This is a genomic window from Aromatoleum petrolei, assembly GCF_017894385.1.
In the GTDB taxonomy this organism is placed as follows: domain Bacteria; phylum Pseudomonadota; class Gammaproteobacteria; order Burkholderiales; family Rhodocyclaceae; genus Aromatoleum; species Aromatoleum petrolei.
In genome coordinates, this window is sequence record NZ_CP059560.1 from 3,079,086 (window position 1) to 3,102,631 (window position 23,546).

General features: G+C 67.6%; 20 protein-coding genes. 17 read left to right on the forward strand and 3 right to left on the reverse strand.

Going from position 1 to position 23,546, the window contains the following annotated elements:
- Positions 1 to 94 precede the first annotated feature (94 nt).
- Complete coding sequence (locus tag ToN1_RS14035) at positions 95 to 3,289, forward strand: EAL domain-containing protein (RefSeq protein WP_169207204.1); 3,195 nt, start codon at positions 95 to 97, stop codon at positions 3,287 to 3,289.
- Between the two features lie 161 nt (positions 3,290 to 3,450).
- On the opposite strand, the gene paaY is transcribed toward ToN1_RS14035, so the two are convergent.
- Positions 3,451 to 4,056, reverse strand: a complete 606-nt coding sequence (paaY, locus tag ToN1_RS14040) for a phenylacetic acid degradation protein PaaY (protein WP_169207205.1) — start codon at positions 4,054 to 4,056, stop codon at positions 3,451 to 3,453.
- Between the two features lie 69 nt (positions 4,057 to 4,125).
- Complete coding sequence (gene paaN / locus ToN1_RS14045; protein ID WP_169207206.1) at positions 4,126 to 5,814, reverse strand: phenylacetic acid degradation protein PaaN; 1,689 nt, start codon at positions 5,812 to 5,814, stop codon at positions 4,126 to 4,128.
- Between the two features lie 340 nt (positions 5,815 to 6,154).
- Between paaN and paaG the strand changes: the two genes are divergently transcribed.
- The 14 genes from paaG (at position 6,155) to ToN1_RS14115 (ending at position 20,026) form a co-directional block, all read left to right on the forward strand.
- Positions 6,155 to 6,955, forward strand: a complete 801-nt coding sequence (gene paaG / locus ToN1_RS14050; RefSeq protein ID WP_169207232.1) for a 2-(1,2-epoxy-1,2-dihydrophenyl)acetyl-CoA isomerase PaaG — start codon at positions 6,155 to 6,157, stop codon at positions 6,953 to 6,955.
- Positions 6,956 to 8,488, forward strand: a complete 1,533-nt coding sequence (gene paaH, locus ToN1_RS14055; RefSeq protein ID WP_169207207.1) for a 3-hydroxyacyl-CoA dehydrogenase PaaH — start codon at positions 6,956 to 6,958, stop codon at positions 8,486 to 8,488.
- Positions 8,481 to 8,945: a hydroxyphenylacetyl-CoA thioesterase PaaI gene (gene paaI, locus ToN1_RS14060; RefSeq protein ID WP_169207208.1), complete on the forward strand. Its 465-nt coding sequence runs from the start codon at positions 8,481 to 8,483 to the stop codon at positions 8,943 to 8,945. The genes paaH and paaI overlap by 8 nt, the downstream gene beginning before the upstream one ends.
- Positions 8,946 to 9,072: 127 nt before the next feature.
- Positions 9,073 to 10,395, forward strand: coding sequence for a phenylacetate--CoA ligase PaaK (gene paaK, locus ToN1_RS14065; protein ID WP_169207209.1), 1,323 nt, complete (start codon positions 9,073 to 9,075; stop codon positions 10,393 to 10,395).
- Between the two features lie 64 nt (positions 10,396 to 10,459).
- The gene (gene paaA / locus ToN1_RS14070; RefSeq protein ID WP_169207210.1) at positions 10,460 to 11,461 is read left to right on the forward strand and encodes a 1,2-phenylacetyl-CoA epoxidase subunit PaaA; all 1,002 of its coding nucleotides are present in this window, start codon (positions 10,460 to 10,462) and stop codon (positions 11,459 to 11,461) included.
- A gap of 67 nt (positions 11,462 to 11,528) precedes the next feature.
- Positions 11,529 to 11,816: a 1,2-phenylacetyl-CoA epoxidase subunit PaaB gene (gene paaB / locus ToN1_RS14075; RefSeq protein ID WP_169207211.1), complete on the forward strand. Its 288-nt coding sequence runs from the start codon at positions 11,529 to 11,531 to the stop codon at positions 11,814 to 11,816.
- Positions 11,817 to 11,829: 13 nt separating this feature from the next.
- A complete protein-coding gene (paaC, locus tag ToN1_RS14080; RefSeq protein ID WP_169207212.1) occupies positions 11,830 to 12,594 on the forward strand; it encodes a 1,2-phenylacetyl-CoA epoxidase subunit PaaC in 765 nt (254 codons plus the stop codon).
- A 14-nt stretch (positions 12,595 to 12,608) separates the two neighbouring features.
- The gene (gene paaD, locus ToN1_RS14085; RefSeq protein ID WP_169207213.1) at positions 12,609 to 13,100 is read left to right on the forward strand and encodes a 1,2-phenylacetyl-CoA epoxidase subunit PaaD; all 492 of its coding nucleotides are present in this window, start codon (positions 12,609 to 12,611) and stop codon (positions 13,098 to 13,100) included.
- 44 nt (positions 13,101 to 13,144) lie between these two features.
- A complete protein-coding gene (gene paaE, locus ToN1_RS14090) occupies positions 13,145 to 14,227 on the forward strand; it encodes a 1,2-phenylacetyl-CoA epoxidase subunit PaaE (RefSeq protein ID WP_169207214.1) in 1,083 nt (360 codons plus the stop codon).
- A 31-nt stretch (positions 14,228 to 14,258) separates the two neighbouring features.
- Positions 14,259 to 14,900 (forward strand): TetR/AcrR family transcriptional regulator, encoded by a 642-nt coding sequence (locus ToN1_RS14095; protein WP_169207215.1) that lies wholly within the window; start codon positions 14,259 to 14,261, stop codon positions 14,898 to 14,900.
- Positions 14,901 to 15,108: 208 nt separating this feature from the next.
- Positions 15,109 to 16,257, forward strand: coding sequence for an ABC transporter substrate-binding protein (locus ToN1_RS14100; protein ID WP_169207216.1), 1,149 nt, complete (start codon positions 15,109 to 15,111; stop codon positions 16,255 to 16,257).
- A 126-nt stretch (positions 16,258 to 16,383) separates the two neighbouring features.
- Entirely contained in the window at positions 16,384 to 17,421 is a 1,038-nt protein-coding gene (locus ToN1_RS14105) for a branched-chain amino acid ABC transporter permease (RefSeq protein ID WP_169207217.1), read from the forward strand.
- Positions 17,418 to 19,220 carry a branched-chain amino acid ABC transporter ATP-binding protein/permease gene (locus ToN1_RS14110; protein ID WP_169207218.1) on the forward strand — a complete coding sequence of 601 codons (1,803 nt, stop codon included), beginning with the start codon at positions 17,418 to 17,420 and terminating at the stop codon, positions 19,218 to 19,220. The genes ToN1_RS14105 and ToN1_RS14110 overlap by 4 nt, the downstream gene beginning before the upstream one ends.
- A gap of 5 nt (positions 19,221 to 19,225) precedes the next feature.
- The gene (locus tag ToN1_RS14115) at positions 19,226 to 20,026 is read left to right on the forward strand and encodes an ABC transporter ATP-binding protein (protein ID WP_425305836.1); all 801 of its coding nucleotides are present in this window, start codon (positions 19,226 to 19,228) and stop codon (positions 20,024 to 20,026) included.
- Positions 20,027 to 20,066: 40 nt separating this feature from the next.
- Here the strand turns inward: ToN1_RS14115 and ToN1_RS14120 are convergent, their stop codons facing one another.
- Positions 20,067 to 20,981 (reverse strand): DMT family transporter, encoded by a 915-nt coding sequence (locus ToN1_RS14120; RefSeq protein ID WP_169207219.1) that lies wholly within the window; start codon positions 20,979 to 20,981, stop codon positions 20,067 to 20,069.
- Between the two features lie 97 nt (positions 20,982 to 21,078).
- On the opposite strand from ToN1_RS14120, the gene ToN1_RS14125 reads away from it, so the two are divergent.
- Complete coding sequence (locus ToN1_RS14125) at positions 21,079 to 21,939, forward strand: LysR family transcriptional regulator (RefSeq protein ID WP_244860785.1); 861 nt, start codon at positions 21,079 to 21,081, stop codon at positions 21,937 to 21,939.
- Between the two features lies 1 nt (position 21,940).
- Positions 21,941 to 23,545, forward strand: coding sequence for a sensor histidine kinase (locus tag ToN1_RS14130; protein WP_169207220.1), 1,605 nt, complete (start codon positions 21,941 to 21,943; stop codon positions 23,543 to 23,545).
- Position 23,546: the final 1 nt, after the last annotated feature.

Consider the following 23,546-nt stretch of genomic DNA (forward strand, 5'->3'; position numbering starts at 1 on the left):
CCCGCCCGCAGCAGTGAACGCGGATCATCGGGCGGTGGCGCCACGCCCATGCCATGTCCGCGACGTACGCGGACACAACGAGAACGGATCCGCGATGATTCCCAGACCGCTTGCCCGGATGCATGTCCGCCTGCTGCTGCTGGTTCTTGCTGCGGTCCTGCCGTCGATCGCGATCATCGTCGACACGGGGCTCGAACAACGGCGCGAGGCGCGGGCCAGTTCGGAAAGGCTCGCACTGACCGTGGCACGCCAAGTGGCGACACGCCAGCGCGACATGATTTCCTATGCGCACGCGGCACTGCAGGGGCTGGCGGATGCGCCGGAAATACGGGCGCTGCATTCGACGCGCGACTGCAATCGCTGGCTTTCGCGCGTGGCCTCGCTCGGCGAACTCTACTCAGATCTCTTCGTCTTCGACCGCGGCGGGGAAATGCTCTGCAGCGCCAAGCCGCTCACCGGGCGCGTCAACGTCGCCGATCGCGCCTACTTCCGCCGCGCCGTCGAGCGGCGCGACTTCGCGATCGGCGAATTCATCGTCAACCGCCTCACGGGGAGGCCGATGGTGCTGTTCGCCCATCCGGTTTTCGACGAGCACGACGAAATCTCCGGGATCGTGGCGCTCGCGGCGGAGCCGCCGAAATTCGAATCGCTGCTGCGCGACCAGTGGCTGCCGGACGGCTCGGTGGTGACGATCGTCGACAGCGAGGGCGCGATCCTCGCCCGTCTGCCCGATCCGGACGCGCTGGCGGGGCGCACGATCCCGGGGCTGGCCGAGTTCAAGGCCGCCATTGTGGATGCCCGCGAAGCGCTCTTCGAGTCGGTCTGGCTGGACCAGGTCCTGCGCGCAACGGCGATCGTGCCGGTGCTCAGCATCCACGGCGACCTGTACGTGCGCGTGGGTATTCCGACCGCGCTGGCTCAAGCGCAGGCCGCACAGGTGTTGCGGCGCAATCTGCTGCTGGTCCTCGCTTTGACTGCGCTGGTGTTGGCACTCGGCTGGGTCGCGGCGCAGCGGCTGGTGTTGCGCCGGGTGCGTGATCTTGCGGACACGGCGCGGCGCATCGGTGCGGGGGAACTGCAGGCCCGTTGTGCGCTACCGCCGGATGGTGGTGAGTTGGGGGAGCTCGCGCGCACGCTGGACGACATGGCGGCGCACGTCGAGGCGTCGATGGCGCAACTGCGAAACGCCGCGGAGGAAATCCGCCTGCGCAACCGCGCCATCGACGCCAGCCGCAACGGCCTGATGATCTACCGCTACGCGACACCACCGGGCGTCGCCAGCGCGAATCCGGCGCTCCACGCGCTTCTCGCGGTGACCCCGGCGGAGCTTGCCGCCATCAGCCAACCGGTCGAACTGGTGCAGCGCGGTTTCGAGCGCGAGGGCTGCGAGCAACTGGCCGCCCTCATCGCGGCGCGGCGCGAGGGCGAGGTCACACTGCGCCTGTCAGCCCGCGACGGCAATCTCGCCTGGATCGAGGCGGTCGTCAACATGGTTCCCGGCGAGGAGCGAGGGGGCGACCACGCGGTGATCGAGTTCCGCGACGTCACCGAGCGGCACCGCTACGAGGAGCAGCTCGCCCATCAGGCGAGCCATGATGCGCTGACCGGCCTGCCCAACCGAAACCTGCTCCTCGACCGCCTGCAGCAGGGGCTCTCCCATGCGGCGCGCAATGGCGCCTGCTTCGTGCTGTGGGTGAACGTGGACCGCTTCAAGGTGGTGCATGACAGTTTGGGCCGTGCGGTCGCGGACGCGACGCTCGGCGACATCGCGCGCCGCCTGGCCGGCGCTGCGCAGGAGTGCTCGACCGTCGCGCGCCTGACGAACGACGAGTTCGTGCTCATCGCCGATCAGCTGCCGGGCCGGCAGGCCGTAGTGTCGCTGGCCAATCGGCTGCTGGAGGCAATGCGGCGGCCGCTCATGGCCGGCGGAGAGGAGCTGCGCCTGAGCGCCAGCATCGGGGTGGCCGAGTGCGGCGATGCCGGGCAGGATGCGGACGCGCTGCTGCGCAACGCCTGCGTGGCGATGAATCGGGCCAAGGAGACGGGGCGCGACACCTTCTGCTTCTACGATGCGAACATGAATGCCCGGGCCGCGCCGCGGCTGCGTCTCGAACTCGAGTTGCGGCGGGCCGTCGAGCGGGACGAGTTGTATCTGGTGTACCAGCCCAAGGTCGATCTGCTGACGGGCGAGGTGGTCGGCTGCGAAGCGCTGTGTCGCTGGCAGCATGCGGAACTCGGCATGGTGTCGCCGGGCGAATTCATCCCCGTGGCCGAGGAAAGCGGCCTGATCCTGCCGATCGGGCACTGGGTGCTCGAATCCGCCTGTGCAAGGATGCGCGACTGGCTCGATGCCGGGGTGGCGTGCCCGAGCGTGGCGGTGAATGTGTCGGCGCTGCAGTTCCTGCGCGACGATCTGGTCGCGGACGTGTCGGCCCTGCTGTCGCGCTACCGCCTGGACGCGGGAACGCTGATGCTGGAGATCACCGAAAGCACACTGATGCGCGAGCCGGAACGGGCGATCAGGACGATGCGAAGCCTGAAGGCCATCGGCGTCCGGCTCGCGATCGACGATTTCGGCACCGGCTATTCCTCGCTCGGCATGCTCAAGCGTTTTCCGCTCGATTACCTGAAGATCGATCGCGCCTTCATTACCGATCTGACGACCAATGCGAGCGATGCAGCGATCGCGGTGTCCATCATCGCGATCGCCCGCAGCCTCAACCTGCGCGTGATCGCCGAGGGGGTCGAGACCGAAGGGCAGATGCTGTACCTGCGCGGCCGCGGTTGCGACGAGATGCAGGGCTACCATTTCTCACCGCCGATCGCGCCCGAGGCTTTTGCGGACATGCTGGCCGAGGGGCGGGGCATGTCGCTGCCGGTGAAGAAGGACCTGCCCGAGCGCACCCTGCTGCTCGTCGATGACGAGCCGTCGATCCGGTCGGCCCTGCGCCGCATCTTGCGGCGGGAGGGCTATACCCTGCTGTTCGCGGGCAGCGCCGCGGAGGCGCTCGATCAGATGTCGCGCCATGCGGTCGGCGTCGTGATCTCGGACTTCCGCATGCCCGGCATGGATGGCGTGCAGTTCCTCGACCAGGTGCGTGGCCTGCACCCGCAGATCGTGCGCATGATCCTGTCCGGCTATGCCGATGTCGAGATGATCACCGGCGCGATCAACCGCGGTGCGGTCTTCCGCTTCCTGCACAAGCCGTGGGACGACCGCGAGCTGCTGGAGGCGGTGCGCGACGCGTTCGAGCGCTTCGAGCTGGAGATGGTCGCGACAGCAGCGTGAGCGCGGGAGCATCGCGGGCATGGCCAGGCCCGATGCCGAGGATGCACCGCCACCGATCCTGCTGCCGCTCGGTGGCGCAGCGCATGTCCCGGAACGATCGCGTGGCGGAGGCGGTCCCGAAGGCGTGTCATGACGCGCGGCATCCGCGAGCCCAGCCTGCGTCAGCTGCGCCGCTTCAACTCGAACAGCGGCACGACCTCGGGCAGAACCATGGCGGGTCGGTCGGGCTCGGCCTCGGCGAGGGGTTCGCAGGGCTTGAGCGTCGCGAGGCTGCGCACGGCGAGGTCGTGGTAGCAGCGCGTGCCTTCGACCTTCCAGTCCATCTCCTGCCGCGTCAGCGCGCGCACGACCTTGGCCGGCACGCCGGCGACCAGCACCTGCGGCGGAATCTCCATGCCGGCCTTGACGAAGGTGCAGGCGGCGACGATCGACGATTCCCCGACCACCGCGCGGTCCATCACCACGGCGTTCATGCCGACCAGCGCGTTGCGGCCGACGTGGCAGCTATGCAGGATCGCGCCGTGGCCGATGTGGCCGTTCTCCTCGACGAGCGTGTCGATGCCGGGGAAGCCGTGCATCACGCAGCAGTCCTGCACGTTGGCGCCTTCGCGCAGGATGATGGGGCCGAAGTCGCCGCGCAGGCTCGCGAGCGGGGCGACGTAGCAACGCGGGCCGATGTGCACGTTGCCGACCAGCACAGCGTCGGGGTGTACGTAGGCGCTCGGGTGGACGACCGGGCGCTGGCCGTCGATCTCGTAGCAGGGCATGGTTGGGGTTCCGCAGACAAAACGGGGCGCCGCGGCGCCCCTTGTTCTTATGGTGGAGTGTCGCGCGGCTTATTCGACGTGGTAGCGCCGTTGCACGACGCGGAAGCGGTTGGCGACGAAGGCGCTGTCCGACAGGCTCGCGTTCGCGGCCGGGTTCATGCCGACGCCGTGGTAGTCGGAGAAGCCCGCCGACTGGTTCACGAACACGCCGCCGGTGAGGTTGATCGACAGCGCGACGCCGGCGCGCCAGGTCGCTTCGGTCATCGCGTCGACCACTTCCGGCTTGGTCGAGTAGAGGCCCACCGTGAGCGCGCCGTGCTCGCGCACGATGCGTTCCGACAAGGCAACCGCCGCGGCGCCGTCGGCGACCTTGACGACGAAGGCGATCGGGCCGAAGCGCTCTTCCATGTAGCTCTTCTCGTCCGCGGCGTCGCACGCGAGCAGCACCGGGCTGCGCACTTCGGCGCCGGGGAACTCGGCGTGCTCCATCTTCGTCGAGGCGCGCACGACGCGGCCATGTTCGGGCGCTTCCGCGATGCGCGCGAGGGTGTCAGGCGACTGGATCGCGCCCAGCACTGCGGTGGCGACCGCCGGGTCGGCGAGGAATTTGTCGACGGAGCTGGCGAGATCCGCGCACACCTCGTCGTAGCTCTTGCGGCCCTGGTCGGTGTCAATGCCGTCGGCCGGGACGAGGATCGCCTGCGTGGTCGTGCACATCTGGCCCGAGTACAGGCACAGCGTGAAGGCGAGGTTGCGCAACATCGCCTTGTACTGGTCGGTCGATTCGATGACGACGTTGTTCACACCGGCGAGCTCGGCATACACCTGCGCCTGCTTCGCGTTGTTGATGAGCCACTGGCCGAAGGTATTGCCGCCGGTGAAGTCGATCGACTTCACGGCCGGGTGCGTCGCCAGCGCCTGCGTGGCCTCGCGCTTGTCGAAGGCGGCGAGCGTGACCAGGTTGGGGTCGAGGCCGGCCTCGGCGAGCACTTCACGCGCGATGCGCACGCTGATTGCGGCGGGCAGGATGGCGTTCTGGTGCGGTTTGACGATCACCGGATTGCCGGTCGCGAGCGCGGCGAAGAGGCCGGGATAGGTGTTCCAGGTCGGGAACGTGCCGCAGCCGATCACCAGCGCGACGCCGCGGCCGACGATCTCGAAGTGCTTCTTCATCTTCAGCGGCGGGTTCTTGCCCTGCGGCTTCTCCCACACCGTCTCGTGGGGGATGAACTTCATCTCGCGATAGGCGTAGGCGACGGCCTCGAGGCCGCGGTCCTGTGCATGCGGGCCGCCAGCCTGGAAGGCCATCATCCAGCCCTGGCCGGTGGTCAGCATCACCGCGTGCGCGATCTCGAAGCTGCGCTTGTTGATGCGTTCGAGGATCTCCAGGCACACCCCGGCGCGGCCCTGCGCGCCGATGCGCTGCCAGGCGGGCAGCGCCGCGTGCGCCGCGTCGATGAGCGCCTGGCCGTCGCACACCGGGTAGCGCACACCCAGCTCGACGCCATAAGGCGAGCGCTCGCTCGCCATCCAGCCGCTACGGCCGGGCTGGTCGAGGTCGAAATCCTGGCCGAAGCAGGCCTCGACGGCGCGGCGCCCGTCTTCCTGCGCCGACTCCCCATACACCTTGGGGCTGGGCATTTCGGGGTAGGGCGTCCAGTAGCCGCGGGTGTGGATCGCCTGGACGGCGGTTTCGAGGGTCGCGTGATGCTTGTCGAACAGCTGGGCGGGCGTGGTGTTGGACGTGACGTTGGACATCGAGGGTCTCCTCTGGTGGCGGGGCGGGGCTTCTGTGGCCCCTGCGGATCGACGGTGCTGACCTTGTTATAGCGGCTGGTGCGTTGCTGCGCTGCGGCGAAACTTGTCAAGCAAAAAACTGTTGTCTTTTGATCTGGATCAAGCTTACTATTGATTGACCGGTCGGTCAAACAAAGGCCGGACTACAAAGAAAGCTCGGAATACCGGGCGCAGACCCCCGCCGACAGGAGGCCTCGAAGCCAACTGGGCGATCCGAAGAAGGAGACTCTGCACAAGCGTCGCGCGCCGGCGCTTGTGCAGAGGGATGACAGGAGGAGACATGGGCAGCACTGATTGGAGCATGCAGGGCGAGACGATTCGCCTCGACGTGGTCGAAGGCGTGGCGACACTGACCTTGAACCGCCCGGACCGCCTGAATTCGTTCACCAGCCGGATGCACGAGGAGGTGCGTGCGGCCTTGGCGAAGGTCAGGGAAGGGCGCGCGGCAGGTGTGGTGCGCGTGCTGGTGCTGACGGGTGCAGGGCGCGGTTTTTGCGCCGGGCAGGACCTGTCGGACCGCGCCGTGGCGCCGGGCGCTGCGCCGGTCGACCTGGGCGAATCGGTCGAGAAAAACTACAAGCCGCTCGTGCTCGCGCTGCGCAGCCTCGAGTTGCCGGTGATCGCTGCCGTCAATGGAGTTGCGGCCGGTGCCGGCGCGAGCATCGCGCTCGCCTGCGATCTGGTGTTCGCCGCGCGCTCGGCGAGCTTCATCCAGTCCTTCAGCAAGCTCGGCGTGGTGCCCGACACCGGCGGCAGCTGGATCCTGCCGCGTCTGGTGGGGCCGGCGCGCGCGATGGGCATGGCGCTGCTCGGCGACAAGCTGGCGGCCGAGCAGGCCGAGGCGTGGGGACTGATCTGGAAGTGCGTCGATGACGAGGCGCTGATGCCGACCGTGCAGCAAGTGGCCGCCGCTCTCGCGAAGGGGCCGACCTTCGGCTATGCGAAGACCAAGCAGGCGATCTGGGCGAGCTCGACCAACGACTTCGAGACCCAGCTCAACCTCGAGCGCGACCTGATGACCGTGTGCGGCAACTCGAACGACTACCGCGAAGGCGTCGCTGCATTCATGGAAAAGCGCAATCCGAATTTCAAGGGTGACTGAATGAGCGCACTCACCCAGGATGTGAAAGTCGTCGTGATCGGCGCCGGCGCGATGGGCAGCGGCATCGCCCAGGTCGCGGCGCGCGCGGGCCATACCGTGTATTTGTTCGACGGCCGCGCCGAGGCGATCGCCGCCGGGCGCGCGGCGATCGAGAAGGATCTGAAGTTCCTCGTGTCGAAGAACCGCCTCGACCAGGGCGAGGCGGCGGCGACGCTGGAGCGCGTCGTCCCCGTCGCGACACTGGCCGAGGCGGCGGATGCCGGTCTCGCGATCGAGGCGATCGTCGAGAACCTCGATGTGAAGCGCAAGCTCTTCGCCGAACTCGAAAGCATGCTCGGCGCGGACGCGATCATCGCCAGCAACACCTCGTCGCTGTCGATCAATGCGATGGCGGCGGGCCTCGCCCGTCCGGGGCGGTTGGTGGGTCTGCACTTCTTCAACCCCGCGCCGCGCATGGCGCTGGTGGAGGTGGTGTCGGGGCTGGCGACCGATCGCGAGGTTGCCGAGTGCCTGTACGCGACGGCGCGTGCCTGGGGCAAGGTGCCCGTGCATGCGGCCTCGACCCCCGGCTTCATCGTGAACCGCGTCGCGCGCCCATACTACGCCGAGGCGCTGCGCGTGCTCGCCGAGCACGAGGCCAGCCCGGCGACGCTGGACGCCATCCTGCGCGAGGGCTGCGGCTTCGCGATGGGCCCCTTCGAGCTGATGGACCTGATCGGCCACGACGTGAACTTCGCGGTCACGAAATCGGTGTTCGAGGCTTACTTCTGCGACCGTCGTTTCGCCCCGAGCCCGCTCCAGCAGGAGTTGGTCGCCGCCGGCCGGCTCGGCCGCAAGACCGGGCGCGGGATCTATGAATACGGCGAGCTCGCCGCCAAGGCGCTGCCGCAGGACGAAGCGCCGCAGGACGGCGAACCGCGCGTCACCGTGGTCGGCGACATCGGCGCCGCCGCGCCGCTGCTGGCGCGCCTGGAGGCGGCCGGGATCGAAGTCCGGCGCGAGGCCGGCATGCACGGCAGACGTGGCTGGATGCAGATCGGCGCGGCGCGTGTGGCGCTGACCGACGGACGCACCGCAACCATTCGCTCGGACGAGGAGCAGGTGCCGAACCTCGTGCTGTTCGACCTGTGCCTCGACTACTCGACCAGCACCCGCATCGCGCTCACGCGCGCCGACCAGTGCGGTTTGGGCGCGCTGCGCGTGGTCACCGGCACCTTCCAGAAGGCGGGCTTCAAGGTCAGCGTGATCGACGACGTCGCCGGGCTGATCGCGCTGCGCACGGTGGCGATGCTCGCCAACGAGGCGGCCGACGCCGTGCTGCAGCGGGTGGCGAGCGCGCGCGACGTGGATACCGCGATGCGCCATGGCACCAACTACCCCAAGGGCGGCCCGCTTGCGTGGGCCGACCAGCTCGGCGCCGATTTCGTCGTCGAAGTGCTCGCGAACCTCAAGGACCACTACGGCGAGGAGCGCTACCGCGTGTCGCCGCTGCTGCGCCGCAAGGCCTGCAACAGGGAGGCGATGTATGACTGAGGCCGGCTACCGCGATCTCACGAACGGGCTCGATCCCCAGTTGGTTGCCGAGCGCGTGCGCGACGGCATGTCGGAGAACGACCGCGTGCTTCACGCCAACGGCCTCCGCTTCGAAGCTGTCGGGCCCGGCTACGCGAAGGTGACGATGACGGTGCGCGAGGACATGCTCAACGGCTTCGACATCTGCCACGGCGGCTTCATCACGCTGCTCGCCGACACCGCCTTCGCCTACGCGTGCAACAGCGGCAATGAGCAGACCGTCGCGTCCGGCATCAGCCTCGACTTCATGGCGCCTGGCCGTCCCGGCGAGGTGTTGTGCGCGGAGGCGAAGGAAGTGTTCGCTGCGGGGCGCACCGGCGTGTACGACATCAGCGTCACCAACCCGAAGGGCGAGCTGATCGCGGTAATGCGCGGCAAGTCCTATCGGCTGAAGGGGAGAGCGGTCGTCGAGTTGTGAGTGGATGCACGAGTGGAATTGTGAATGAGGTTTGACGCGGGTCACCCGGGATTCCCTAAGTTTGGGGAATAATCCCAACCTCATATGAAATCCGCGCAAACCGAAGAAACCACGAGGAGAGAGAGCAATGCCCGTCAAGATTCCGTCGCCCGGCGACCTGGAAGCGATCGAAAAGGCCAGCCAGGATGAACTGCGCGCACTGCAGCTGGAGCGCCTGAAGTGGAGCGTGCGCCACGCATACGAGAACGTGCCGCACTATCGCAAGGCCTTCGACGCCCAGGGTGTGCACCCGGACGACCTGAAAACGCTCGCGGACCTCGCCAAATTTCCCTTCACGGCGAAGAACGACCTGCGTGACAACTACCCCTTCGGCATGTTTGCGGTGCCGCGCGAGAAGATCGCGCGCGTGCATGCATCCTCGGGCACGACGGGCAAGCCGACGGTGGTGGGCTACACGCTGAAGGACATCGACACTTGGGCCAACCTCGTCGCGCGCTCGATCCGCGCGGCCGGCGGCCGCGCCGGCGACATGGTGCATGTGGCCTACGGCTACGGCCTGTTCACGGGCGGGCTGGGCGCGCACTACGGTGCCGAGCGGCTCGGCTGCACCGTCGTGCCGATGTCCGGCGGCCAGACCGAGAAGCAGATCCAGCTGATCCAGGATTTCCGCCCCGACATCATCATGGTGACGCCCAGCTACATGCTCACCGTGCTCGACGAGATGGAGCGCATGGGCATCGACCCGCACCAGACCTCGCTCAAGATCGGCATCTTCGGCGCCGAGCCATGGACGCAGGCGATGCGCGAGGCGATGGAGGCGCGTGCCGGCCTCGACGCGGTCGACATCTACGGCCTGTCGGAGGTGATGGGGCCGGGTGTGGCGAACGAGTGCGTCGAGGCCAAGGACGGCCCGGTGATCTGGGAGGACCACTTCTACCCTGAGATCATCGACCCGCACACCGGCGAGGTGCTGCCGGACGGCTCGGAAGGCGAGTTGGTGTTCACCACGCTGACCAAGGAAGCGATGCCGGTGATCCGCTACCGCACCCGCGACCTCACGCGCCTGCTGCCGCCCACCGCGCGCAGCATGCGTCGCATGGCGAAGATCACCGGTCGCAGCGACGACATGCTGATCATCCGCGGTGTGAACCTCTTCCCGACCCAGGTCGAGGAATTGATCTGCAAGAACCCCAAGCTCGCGCCGCAGTACCTGCTGGAGGTCGACAAGGACGGCCACATGGACACGCTCACCGTGAAGGTCGAGATCAACCCCGAAGCCGATGTCGGCCGCCACCCCGAGCAGAAGGAGGCGATCGCAAAGCAGCTGCAGCACGACATCAAGACCTTCATCGGTGTCTCGGCGAAGGTGCATGTGTGCGAGCCCTTCGCGATCGAACGCGTGACGATCGGCAAGGCGAAACGGGTGGTCGATCGCAGGCCCAAGGAATAAGCGCGCCAGGGGCGCAGCCCCGTGGCTGCGCGCCGCACGAGACAAGGAAGGAGGAGACAAGAGCATGTACACCCAAGCACTGGACATCCCGCAGCAGAACGCCGACAAAGGCCCGCGCGCGGTCGAGAATCCCGAGTACCAGGCCGAGTTCGATGCGAAGATCGACGCCGGCGGCTACATCGAGGCCAAGGATTGGATGCCCGAGGCCTACCGCAAGACGCTGGTCCGCCAGATCAGCCAGCACGCGCATTCCGAGATCGTCGGCATGCTGCCCGAGGGCAACTGGATCACGCGCGCGCCGACCCTGAAGCGCAAGGCGATCCTGCTCGCCAAGGTGCAGGACGAGGGCGGCCACGGCCTCTACCTCTACGCCGCGGCCGAGACGCTGGGCGTGTCGCGCGACGAACTGCTCGACGCGCTGCACACCGGCAAGGCCAAGTACAGCTCGATCTTCAACTACCCGACGCTCACCTGGGCGGACATCGGCGTGATCGGCTGGCTGGTCGATGGCGCGGCGATCATGAACCAGATCCCGCTGTGCAAGTGCAGCTACGGCCCCTATGCGCGCGCCATGGTGCGCATCTGCAAGGAGGAGTCCTTTCACCAGCGCCAGGGCTACGACCTGCTGCTGACGATGATGAAGGGCACCGACGAGCAGCGTGCGATGGTGCAGGACGCGGTAAACCGCTGGTGGTGGCCGTCGATCATGATGTTCGGCCCGCACGACAAGGATTCCCCCAACTCGGCGCAAAGCTCGCGCTGGGGCATCAAGCGCATCTCCAACGACGACCTGCGCCAGAAGTTCATCGACGCGACCGTCGAACAGGCGAAGGTGCTGGGCGTGACGATGCCCGACCCGGAGCTGAAGTGGAACGCCGAACGCGGCCACCACGACTACGGCGCGATCGACTGGGACGAATTCTGGAGCGTGGTGAACGGCCACGGCCAGGGCAACGTCGATCGCCTGGCCGCGCGCGTCAAGGCGTGGGAAGACGGCGCCTGGGTGCGCGAGGCCGCGCTCGAGCACGAGCGCAAGCGCGTCGCGCGCGAGCACCAGGCGGCCTGAGCAGGACATTCACGACACACCGACAGAAAGGGCGGCCGCGGCCAGCCCTCAGCAGAGGAGAAGAGACATGGAACGCAAGGAATGGCCGCTGTGGGAAGTCTTCGTGCGCAGCAGGAACGGCCTCGATCACAAGCACTGCGGCAGCGTGCATGCGCCTGACGCCAAGCTCGCGCTGCAGGTCGCGCGCGACGTCTATACCCGTCGCCAGGAAGGCGTGAGCATCTGGGTCGTCGAGGCCAGCAACATCGTCGCCTCGGACCCGGACGCCAAGCCCGAGCTGTTCGACCCCGCCGAGGACAAGATCTACCGGCATCCGACCTTCTACCAGCTGCCCGACAAAGTGAACCACATGTGAGAGGGCTGCCAAGATGACGACCACCCCCAACACGGATCACATCGAATACGTTACCCGCATCGGCGACAACGCGCTGATCCTCGGCCAGCGCATGTCCGAATGGTGCGGCCATGCGCCGGTACTCGAAGAGGATATGGCGCTCGCCAACATGTCGCTCGACCTCATCGGCCAGGCGCGCATGCTGCTTGCGCATGCCGGCAAGCTCGAAGGCAAGGGCCGCGACGAGGACCAGCTCGCCTTCCTGCGCACCGAGATGCACTACCGCAACCTCACGCTGTGCGAGCTGCCGAACGCGGACTTCGGCCGCACCATGGTGCGCAACTTCCTCTTCGCGAGCTTCCAGGTGCTGCTGTGGGAGCGCCTGCTCGGCTCGAGCGACGCCGAACTTGCTGCAATCGCCGCGAAGAGCATCAAGGAAGCCCGCTATCACGCCCAACACGCCGGCGACTGGGTTGTGCGCCTGGGTGACGGCACCGCCGAATCGCACGCACGCGCGCAGGCCGCGCTCGACTACCTGTGGCCCTACACGTCCGAGTTTTTCGTCGCGACGCCGACCGACGAGGCCGTTGCCGCGGCCGGCATCGGCCCGGCGTGGAGCGAGCTCGAAGCCGCGTGGGAGGCGGTGGTCGTGCCGGTGCTGAACGAGGCGACGCTGACCGTGCCGGCGCGCACGCCCTTCAAGTCCTACGGCAAGTTCGGCCGCCACAGCGAGCACCTGGGCCACCTGCTGTCCGAGATGCAGTACCTGCAGCGCACCTACCCTGGAGCCCAGTGGTGAGCGGAGCGGCGGCGATGCTGAGCGAAGCGCAGGCCTGGGACGTCCTCCAGGCCGTGCCCGACCCCGAGATCCCGGTGATCTCGGTGACCGAGCTCGGCATCGTGCGCGAGGTCCACGTGCGCGATGGCGGCCTGCATGTGGTCGTCACGCCCACCTATTCGGGCTGCCCGGCGACGGAGGTGATCGCGCAGAGCATCCACGATGCGCTGGTCGCCGCCGGGGCCGGTGAAGTCGAAGTCGAGACGCGCCTCGCGCCCGCCTGGACCACCGACTGGATCACCGAGCCGGCGAAGGAAAAGCTCCGTGCCTACGGCATCGCGCCGCCGGGCGGCGATGCCCCAGTGGGCGGCGCGCAGCCGATCCGCTTCGTGCCCCGAAAACTCGCCTGCCCGCGTTGCGGTTCGACCGACACCACGCGCCTGTCGCAGTTCGGCTCGACCGCCTGCAAGGCGCTGTACCGCTGCCAGAGCTGCCTGGAACCGTTCGAGTACTTCAAACCGATCTGAGAAAAGCATCGAATCGCCACGAGAAGCGATCGAGGAGACGAAACATGACGACGCACAGAACGCCGAAGTTCCACCCCCTGAGAGTCGCCGAGGTGCGGCGCGAGACGCCCGAGGCGGTGAGCCTGCGCTTCGAGATCCCGGCGGAGCTGGCCGAGGACTACCGCTTCGAGCAGGGCCAGCACCTCAACCTCAAGGTCAAGGTCAATGGCGAGGAGCTGCGCCGCTCCTACTCGATCTGCTCCGGCGTCGATGACGGCGAACTGCGCGTCGCGATCAAAAAGATCAACGGTGGGGCGTTCTCCACCTGGGCCAACGACGGCGGCATCAAGGCTGGCGACGTGCTCGAGATCATGACGCCGGAAGGGCGCTTCCACACCCCGCTCGACCCTGCCCACGCCAAGCACTATGTGGCCTTCGCCGCCGGCAGCGGCATCACGCCGATCCTGTCGCTGGTAAAGACCACGCTCGCCGCCGAGCCGAAGAGCCGTTTCACGCTGGTGTACGGCAACCGCCGTCAGGCGAGCGTGATGTTCGCCGAGGCGCTGGAAGACTTGAAGAACCGCTACATGTCGCGCTTCACGCTGTACAACCTGTTCTCGCGCGAGGAGCAGGAAGTGCCGCTGTTCAATGGCCGCCTCGACGGCGAGCGTGTGCGCATGTTCCTCGACACGCTGATCCCCGTGGACACCATCGACGAGGCCTTCATCTGCGGCCCCGGCGCGATGATCGACGAGGTCGAGGCCGCGCTGCAGGCCGCGGGCTTGACGGACCAGCACATCCACCTCGAGCGCTTCGGCGTGCCCGCGAGCGCGCCCGAGCACCACGTGGAACCGGGCGATGCGACACAGGCGAAAGTCACCGTGATCGCCGACGGCTTGAAGCGCGAGATGGAATTCCGTGCCGAGGATCCGTCCATCCTCGACGTCGCGCTGCGCGCCGGCATGGACCTGCCCTACTCGTGCAAGGGCGGCGTGTGCTGCACCTGCCGTGCGAAACTGCTTGAGGGCAAGGTGCGCATGGACAAGAATTTCACCCTCGAACAGCCGGACGTCGATGCCGGCTACATTCTCACCTGCCAGGCGCACCCCCTCACCGATCGCGTCGTCATCAGTTTCGACGAGCGCTGAGGGGCGGCGGCACGACGACGCGGAATTCCGGATGGCACGAGGCAAGGCACCCACTTTCGAGCTCCAGCGCGCGGCGATGTTGCGCGCGGCGGCGGGGCTGTTCGCCGAAAAGGGCTTCCACAACGCCTCGATGTCGGCCATCGCGCAGGCCTGCGGCGTGTCCAAGCCGCTGCTGTACCACTATTACCGCGACAAGGAGCACCTGCTGTTCGACATCGCCGACAGCTACATCGACGAGCTGCTCGCGATCGTCGCGTCCGTGGAGGCGCGCAAGCTCGGTCCCGAGGCCCATTTCTCCGAGCTCGTGACGCGCTTCATGGAGGAATACGAGCACGCGCAGGACCATCACATGGTTCTGGTGCAGGACGTGAAATTCCTCAAGGAGGTGCAGGCGGAAAGCGTCGCCGCCAAGCAGCGGCGCGTGGTGGCGGCCTTCGCCGACGCGCTGGCGCGGGTCGAGCCCGGCCTCAAGGGCCGCAAGCTCGACAAGGCGGTCACGATGATCCTGTTCGGCATGATCAACTGGACCTTCACGTGGCTGCGCGCCGACGGCCCGCTCACCTTTCATGACATGGCGCCCATCGTTACCGGGATCTTTCTCAATGGCGTGCGCGGGCTGATGCGTGGTGAAGGCGCGGGTGTCGCGGTGTCGGGGGCGGCGGCGGATGCCTGATGCGTCAGCCGGACGCAAGGGACCGGTACTATGCTCGGCATGCCGCACAGGCGGAATTTCTCACGCAACTTTGCGCCGGCGTGGCGAAGATGTGATTCAGATCAATAGTTGGACTGGCAATAATTTGTATCGTAAGCAATAATCGCCCGACGCGACTGCGGCTTCCCTCAGGCTCGGTCGCCAACAAACTACGAGGAGGAGACACACCATGAAACTGCGCACTTCCCTGATGGCCGCCATCGGTCTTGCCTTTGCCGCGACTGCCGCACAAGCCGACATCAACGTCGGCGTGACCGTGTCGGCGACCGGGCCCGCCGCTTCGCTGGGCATCCCGGAAAAGAACACGATCGCGCTGCTGCCGACGACGATCGGGGGCGAGAAGGTCAATTACATCGTCCTTGACGACGCCTCGGACACCACTTCGGCGGTGAAGAACGTTCGCAAGCTGATCTCCGAGGACAAGGTCGACGTGATCCTCGGTTCCACCATCACGCCGAACTCGTTGGCGATGATCGACGTGGTGGCCGAGGCCGCGACGCCGATGATCTCGATGGCCGCCTCGGCGCGCATCGTCGATCCGGTCGATGACAAGAAACGCTGGGTGTTCAAGACGCCGCAGAACGACGCGCAGATGTCGACCGCGATCATCGAACACATGACCAACAACGGCGTGAAGACGGTCGCCTTCATCGGTTTCTCCGACGCCTACGGCGAAGGTTGGTACGAGCAGTTCGCGTCCGTCGCCGATGCACGCAAGTTGAAGATGGTCGCCAACGAGCGTTTCTCCCGCACCGACACCTCGGTGACCGGCCAGGTGCTGAAAATCATGGCGGCGAAGCCGGATGCGGTGCTGATCGCGGGTTCCGGCACGCCGGCCGCGTTGCCGCAGAAGGCGTTCAAGGAGCGCGGCTTCACCGGCAAGATCTACCAGACCCACGGGGTGGCCAACAACGACTTCCTGCGCGTGTGCGGCAAGGACTGTGAGGGTACCTTCCTGCCAGCCGGCCCGGTGCTCGTCGCCGACCAGCTGCCTGACGGCAACCCGGTGAAGAAGAGCGCGGTCGAGTACATCACCAAGTACGAGGCGGCGCATGGCAAGGGCAGCGTGTCGACTTTCGGCGCGCACGGCTGGGACAGCGGCGTGTTGCTCGCCGCCGCCGCGCCGACTGCGCTGAAGAAGGCCAAGCCCGGTACCAAGGAGTTCCGTGCCGCGCTGCGCGATGCGCTGGAAGGCCTGAAGGAAGTGCCCGCCGCGCACGGCATCTTCACCATGAGCCCCAACGACCACCTCGGGCTGGACCAGCGCGCGCGCGTGATGGTGCAGATCCAGAACGGCGCATGGAAACTTGTCAAGTAAGTCGTCCGGCAGGTTCCTGAGTTGAAACCGTGACGGCCGGGCTTCGCCCCGCGCCGTGCGGGGCTTTCATTCGTTGCTGAAAGAATCGGGAGCGGCACGCGCCGCTCCCGATAGCGGGGTTCGTCCATGGATTTCCAGATAGCGCTGTTGCTCGCACAGGACGGCATCACCAACGGTGCGATCTATGCGCTGCTCGCGCTCGCGCTGGTGCTGGTGTTTGCCGTGACGCGGGTGATCTTCATTCCGCAGGGGGAGTTCGTCGCCTATGGCGCGCTGACCCTGGTCATGATCCAGGCCGGCACGGTGCCGGCGACGCTGTGGCTGCTCGTCGGTGCCGGGGTGCTTGCCGCCGTGGTCGATGCGCGCGGAGCGCTGCATAGCGGCCAGAAGGGGCGACTCGTGGGCGTGCTGGCGTGGAACGCCGGCTACCCGCTGGGGCTCGCGGCGCTGCTCTACCTCCTGCCGCTGGCGACGCTGCCGCTCGCCGTGCAGGTGCTGCTGGCGCTGCTCGTGATCGTGCCGATGGGGCCGCTGATGTACCGCCTGATCTACCAGCCCATCGCCGCCGCCCCGGTGCTGATCCTCTTGATCATCTCGGTCGCCGTGCACGTGGGCATGGTGGGCATGGGGCTCCTCTTCTTCGGCGCCGAAGGCTCGCGCACCCCGGCCTTCTCCGAGGCGCGCTTCGACCTCGGCCCGATGATGGTCACTGGCCAGACGATCTGGGTCGTCGTCGCCTCCATCGTGCTCATCATCGCCCTGTACCAGTTCTTCGGCCGCACGATTTACGGCAAGGCGCTGCGCGCGACCGCGATGAACCGCAACGGTGCGCGCCTGATGGGCATCTCGCCCGCGCTCGCCGGACGCCTCACATTCCTGCTTGCGGCCCTCATCGGCGCGCTGTCCGGCGTGCTGATCGCCCCGATCACCACCATCTACTACGACACCGGCTTCCTCATCGGCCTCAAGGGCTTCGTCGCCGCCATCGTCGGCGGACTCGCCAGCTACCCGATCGCCGCCGCCGGCGCCGTGCTCGTCGGCCTGCTCGAAGCCTTCAGCTCCTTCTGGGCCAGTGCCTACAAGGAAGTCATCGTGTTCACGCTCATCATCCCGGTGCTCCTGTGGCGTTCGCTCACGAGCCACCACGTGGAGGAAGAGGAATGAAGCTCGCACTGTCCGCCCGAACTGTCCTGGGCATCTTCCTCGCGCTGCTGCTGGTCGCGCCGCTGGTGATGCCGCCCTTTTACGTCACGCTGCTGAACTACATCGGCCTGTATGCGATGGTCGCCCTGGGCCTCGTGCTGCTCACCGGCGTGGGCGGCCTCACCAGCTTCGGCCAGGCCGCCTTCGTAGGCCTCGGGGCCTACACCACGGCGGTGCTCACTACCGCCACGGAGTTGCCCGCCTGGCTCGCTTGGGCGGGCGGTTCGCCCTGGCTCGCGCTCGGGGTGGGGCTGCTCTTCACCGCGACCGTCGCGTACGTCCTCGGCTTGCTCACCCTCAAGCTCTCCGGCCACTATCTGCCGCTGGGCACCATCGCGTGGGGCATCAGCCTGTACTTCCTCTTCGGCACGCTCGAGACCCTGGGCGGCCATACGGGCCTGACCGGCATCCCGCCCATCTCGCTCTTCGGCTTCGAGCTCACCGAAGGCAAGCACATCTTCTACCTCATCTGGGTCTTCCTGCTCGCGGCGGTGTTCACCACCCAGAACCTGCTCGACTCGCGCGAGGGGCGCGCCATCCGCGCGCTCAAGGGCGGCATGGTGATGGCCGAGGCGATGGGCGTGGATACCGCGCGCTCGCGCATGGTCATCTTCGTCATCGCCGCGCTGCACGCCTGTGCTTCGGGCTGGCTCTACGCCCACCTGCAACGCTTCGTGAACCCCACCCCCTTCGGGCTGCACATCGGAATCGAGTACCTCTTCATGGCGGTCGTGGGCGGCGCGGGCCAGGTTTGGGGGGCGCTGCTCGGCGCGGGCGTCATCACCATCGTCAAGCAGTGGCTGCAGGACATCCTGCCGCAGCTCTTCGGCCAGAGCGGCAACTTCGAGGTGATCGTCTTCGGCCTCATGATGGTCGTCATCCTGCAGCGCGCGCGCGAAGGCTTGTGGCCGATCTTCGCCCGCTTCGTGCCGGTGAAGGTGACCCAGCGCACCCTCGACGCCGCGGCCGAACCCTTGCCGAAGAAACCGCTGCCGGCGCGCGGCGAGGTGATCCTCGAAGCAAAGGAGGTCACGAGGAAGTTCGGTGGGCTGGTCGCCAACAACGCCATGAGCCTCACCGTCAAGGCGGGCGAGATCCTCGCCCTGATCGGCCCCAACGGCGCGGGCAAGAGCACGATGTTCAACCAGATCTCGGGCGTCGACACCCCGACTTCGGGTGAAGTGCTGTTCCTCGGCAAGCCCGTCGCGGGCCGCGGCTCGCGCGAGATCGCGCGCATGGGCATGAGCCGCACCTTCCAGCACGTGAAGCTGCTTCCCACCATGAGCGTGCTCGAGAACGTCGCCATCGGCGCCCACATGCGTGGCGACAAGGGCGTGTTCCCGGCCGCATGGCGCCTCGACCGCGCCGAGGAGGCGCGCCTCCTGAACGAGGCTGCGCGCCAGATCGAGCGCGTGGGCCTTGCCGAACATATGTTCGACGCCGCCGGCAGCCTTGCTCTGGGCCAGCAGCGCATCCTCGAAATCGCCCGCGCGCTGGCCGCCGACCCCTGCCTGCTGCTGCTGGACGAGCCGGCCGCGGGTTTGCGCTTCAAGGAGAAGCAGGCGCTCGGGGAACTCCTCAAGAAGCTCAGGGGCGAAGGCATGGGCATTCTCCTCGTCGAACACGACATGGACTTCGTCATGGGGCTGGTCGATCGCGTCGTCGTGATGGAGTTCGGCCAGAAGATCGCCGAAGGCCTGCCCGAGGAAGTGCAGCAGAACCCCGCGGTGCTCGAAGCCTATCTCGGAGGTGTGGAATGAACGGCATGAGCGTGGAGATCAACGTGATCAGCCAGACGATCGACGCGGCGCCGGCCGCGCCGCGCACGGTGCTCGAAGTGCGCGACCTGTGCGTGTCCTACGGTAAGGTCGAAGCCCTGTCGAACGCCAACATCCGCGTCGGCGAAGGGCAGATCGTCACCGTGATCGGCCCCAACGGCGCGGGCAAGACGACGATGCTGTCGGCGATCATGGGCCTGCTGGAGTCGCGTGGGCAGGTCACGTTCGACGGCGAGGCCGAATACGTGCCGCGGGTGGAGCGCATGGTCGCGCGCGGCATGAACCTCGTGCCGGAAAAGCGCGAGCTCTTCGCCGAAATGAGCGTCGAGGACAACCTGCTCCTGGGCGCCTTCCAGCGCTACCGCATGGGCAAGCGCGACCATGCCGAGACGATGAAGGAGGTGTACCACCTCTTCCCCCGCCTCGAGGAACGCAAGGCGCAGCTCGCCGGCACGCTCTCGGGCGGCGAGCGCCAGATGCTGGCGGTGGGGCGCGCGCTGATGGCCAAGCCCAAGCTCCTGATGCTCGACGAACCCAGCCTGGGCCTCGCGCCGCTGATCGTGCGCGAGATCTTCCGCATCATCGGCGAGCTGCGCCGGCGCGGCGTGTCCATCCTGCTCGTCGAGCAGAACGCGCGCGCGGCGCTGCAGGTGGCCGACTACGCTTACGTGTTGGAGACGGGCGAGATCTCGATGGAAGGGCCGGCGAAGCAGCTCGCCGACGATCCGCGCGTGATCGAGTCCTATCTGGGGCTGGGCGGAAAGCACCAGGCCATGCTGTCGACCTGAGCTCAGGCGGGGCACGTCGGCGCACTGCGCGCCGACGGTTTCAGCGCGCCGCGGGGCAGGCGGCCGGGACCAGTCGCGCGATCGGCCGCGCCGCGATGAAGGCGCCCAGCGACACGCACACCAGCCCCGCGAGCAGCCAGCCGGTCAGTGCCTCGTCGAGCAGCGGCGCCGCGGCCACGCCGGCGAGCACCGGCACCAGCGCGATCAGCGCACCGACCCGTTCGGCGCCGAGCTTCTCGACGGCCTTCAAGAACAGCAGCATCGCGACGATGGTCGCCCCGACGCCCTGGTACAGGCCCTGCAGCACCAGCGTCGACATCGGCACCGCGTCCATCTGCTTGGGCAGCCACAGCAGGTACACCGGCAGGTAGATCAGCGCCGAGCTGAAGGCGACGAAGCGCGTGAGCAACCACGGATGGAAACCCCAGCGTTTCGCGAGCACGCTGTAGAACGCCCACATCAGGGCGGATGACAGGATCAGGGCATCGCCTGCGAGCATCGAGGGCGACCACGCGCTGCCGCCCATGTAGGATTGGGCCGCAAAACCGACCCCCAGTGCGATGAAGGCCAGCCCGAAGGCGCGTTCGCGCGGCATGCGCTGGCGCGTCAGCAGCCACGCCACGGCGGCGACGAGGAAGGGCTGCATGCCCGGCAGCAGGATGCCGCCGTGCGCGGCCGGCACCAGCTTGAAGCCCGCATAAACCAGCACGCCGTACAGCAGGCCTCCGACCATGCCCAGCGTCCACAGGCGCGCATCGCGCCACGAGCCGCGCGGCAGGCTGCCGGCGAAGGGCAGCAGCAGGAGGGCAGCGACGCCCAGTCGCAGCGCGAGGATGTCGTGGCCCGTCAATGCGCTCTTGCCGCCGAGGCGCGAGACGAGGATGAAGCCCGTCCAGATCGCCACGGTGCCGGCGGCAGCGAGGTAGCCGATGGTCTGGTCCCGTCCGGTGCTCATGGTTGTTCCCGAATGCTGTTGGTACGGCTGCAACGATACGACTGGACAATGTTCGCGTAAAATGAATAATTCTGATTCGATGCATTCCTGAGAGAGAATGATGGATCTCGACGACCTGACCATCTTCCGTACCGTCGTGCGCGAGGGCGGCATCACGCGTGCGGCCGAGAAGCTGCACCGCGTGCAATCCAACGTCACGACGCGCATCCGTCAGCTCGAGGACAAGCTGGGCGTGGAGCTTTTCATCCGCGAGGGGCGACGCCTGATCGTGTCGCCTTCGGGGCGCGTGCTGCTCGACTACGCCGACCGTCTGCTCGCCCTCGCCGACGAGGCGCGCGCCGCGGTCAGCGACGGCACGCCGCGCGGGCGCCTGCGCTTCGGCTCGATGGAGAGCACCGCGGCGGCACGGTTGCCGGCGCTGCTCGCGCGTTTCCATGCACAGTACCCTGAGGTGCAGCTCGAGCTGCGCACGGGGCCGACCGGGCCGCTAATCGCCGAGGTCATCGACGGTCGGCTCGAATGTGCGCTCGTGAGCGGGCCGGTCAAGGATGCGCGCGTTGCGAGCGTGCCGGCCTTCGACGAGGAGCTCGTGCTCGTCGCGCCCGCCGGCCACCCGCCGATTGCCTCACCGCGCGACCTGTGCGCCCGCACGCTGCTCACCTTCGAACCCGGCTGCGCCTATCGCCAGCGGCTGCAGGCCTGGCTTGCGTCGGGCGAGGTCGTGCCCGAGCGCGTCGTCGAGCTCTCCTCCTATCACGCCATGATCGGCTGCGTGGCGTCCGGGATGGGCGTCGCGCTGGTGCCGCGCAGCCTGCTCGCGAAACTGCCGGTCGAGGACAGCGTGTCCATCCACGCGCTGCCGCCCGAGTTCGCGCTCGCACGCACGGTGCTGATCCACCGCAGCGGTACGCCGGGACCGACGGTGCGTGCGCTGGCCGAGCTGATCGGGCGCGGCTGAGATGGCGACCCTCTTCGGCGGTGCGCCCGCGTCCGCGCCGCCTCTCGGCACGCTGCGCCACCCGTGGCTGCTGGCGCTGGCCTTCGGCATTGCCTACCTCTTGCTCGACCGTGCGAGCTACCTGTACCCGATGCCGGACTTCAAGGTCACGCCGTGGAACCCGCAGCCCAGCCTCGCGATTGCCTTCCTGATGACGCAGGGCGGACCCTGGCTGTGGGTCGTGCTCGTGACAGTGGCGGTCGCGGAGATGACGATCCGCGACGTCGCCTCCCCCGTCGCGGCCTGCCTGATCGCGCTGGTGCTGTCGCTCGGCTACGCGGCGATCGCGGCGGTGCTGAAGGGACGGCTGCAGGGGCGGCTGCATGTGGCCGTGGCCCTGCGCCAGCGCGGCGACGTGTTGCGCCTGTTCGCCGTCGTCGCGGGGGGCAGCCTGCTGATCGGTGCGGCCTACGTCGCCGCAGTCGCACTGTTCAACGGCAGCGCGGCCGGCATCGGCACGGCGTGGCTGCGCTTCTGGATCGGCGACACGGTGGGTATCGTCGTATCCCTGCCGCTCATCCTCATGATGCTCGACGCCGCGCGCCGCGCCCAGGTGGCGATGCTGCTGCGCAATCCTGAGGTGCTGCTGCAGTTCGGCGCGATTCTCGCAAGCCTTTGGGTCGTGTTCGCGCTGCCCGCTGCTCAGCGCTTCAACTACTTCTACGTGCTCTTCCTGCCGCTGGTATGGACCGCGGCGCGCCATGGAATGGCGGGCACCGCGCCGGCGATGATCCTGTTGCAGGTGGGCGTCATCATCGGCATGGAGGCCTCGGGCATCAGCTCATTGAGCGTGTTCGAGCTGCAGGCGCTGCTGCTCGCTCTGGCGATGACCGGCTTCTTCGTCGCGGTGACGGTCGACGAGCGCCAGCGCGTCTCCGACGACCTGCGCCGCACCCTGAAGCTTGCGGCCGCGGGCGAGATGGCCGCGGCGATCACGCACGAACTCAATCAGCCGCTGACCGCGCTGAACAACTATGCGCGTGCCTGCAGTCTGATCCTCGAGTCCGATTCACCCGCCGCGCGCGACGCCCTGCCCGCGACGCTGGAACGCATTTCGGTCGAGGCGCGTCGCGCAGGTGACGTGATCCGCCGCCTGCGCGATCTCTTCAAGGGCGGTGTCGAGGGGCGCGAACCGGTCGATGTCGGCGCAGTCGCCGCGGCGATGGTCGACGCCTTCCGGCGTCACGCAGGCAGCCTCCACTTCCGGCTGGAGCTGCCCGCGGTGCGAGCTTTGGCGCAGGCCGACCGCGTGCAGGTCGAGCTCGTACTGCGCAATCTGCTGCAAAATGCGGTCGATGCGCTCGCGGCAATGCCCGGCGGGACCGTGGTCGTGCGCGTCGGTGCGGACGAGGAGCGGCTGCGCATCGAGGTCGAGGACACCGGGCCCGGCATCCCGCCCGACCGCGTGCTGACGGTGTTCGAACCCTTCGGCAGCGACAAGGCCCACGGCATGGGCGTGGGCCTGCCGATCAGCCGCGCGATCGTCGAGTCGCATGGCGGCCAGCTCGTCGCGGAACCCGGACCCGGCGGCCGCATCCACTTCACGCTGCCGCGACTGAAGGACTGAG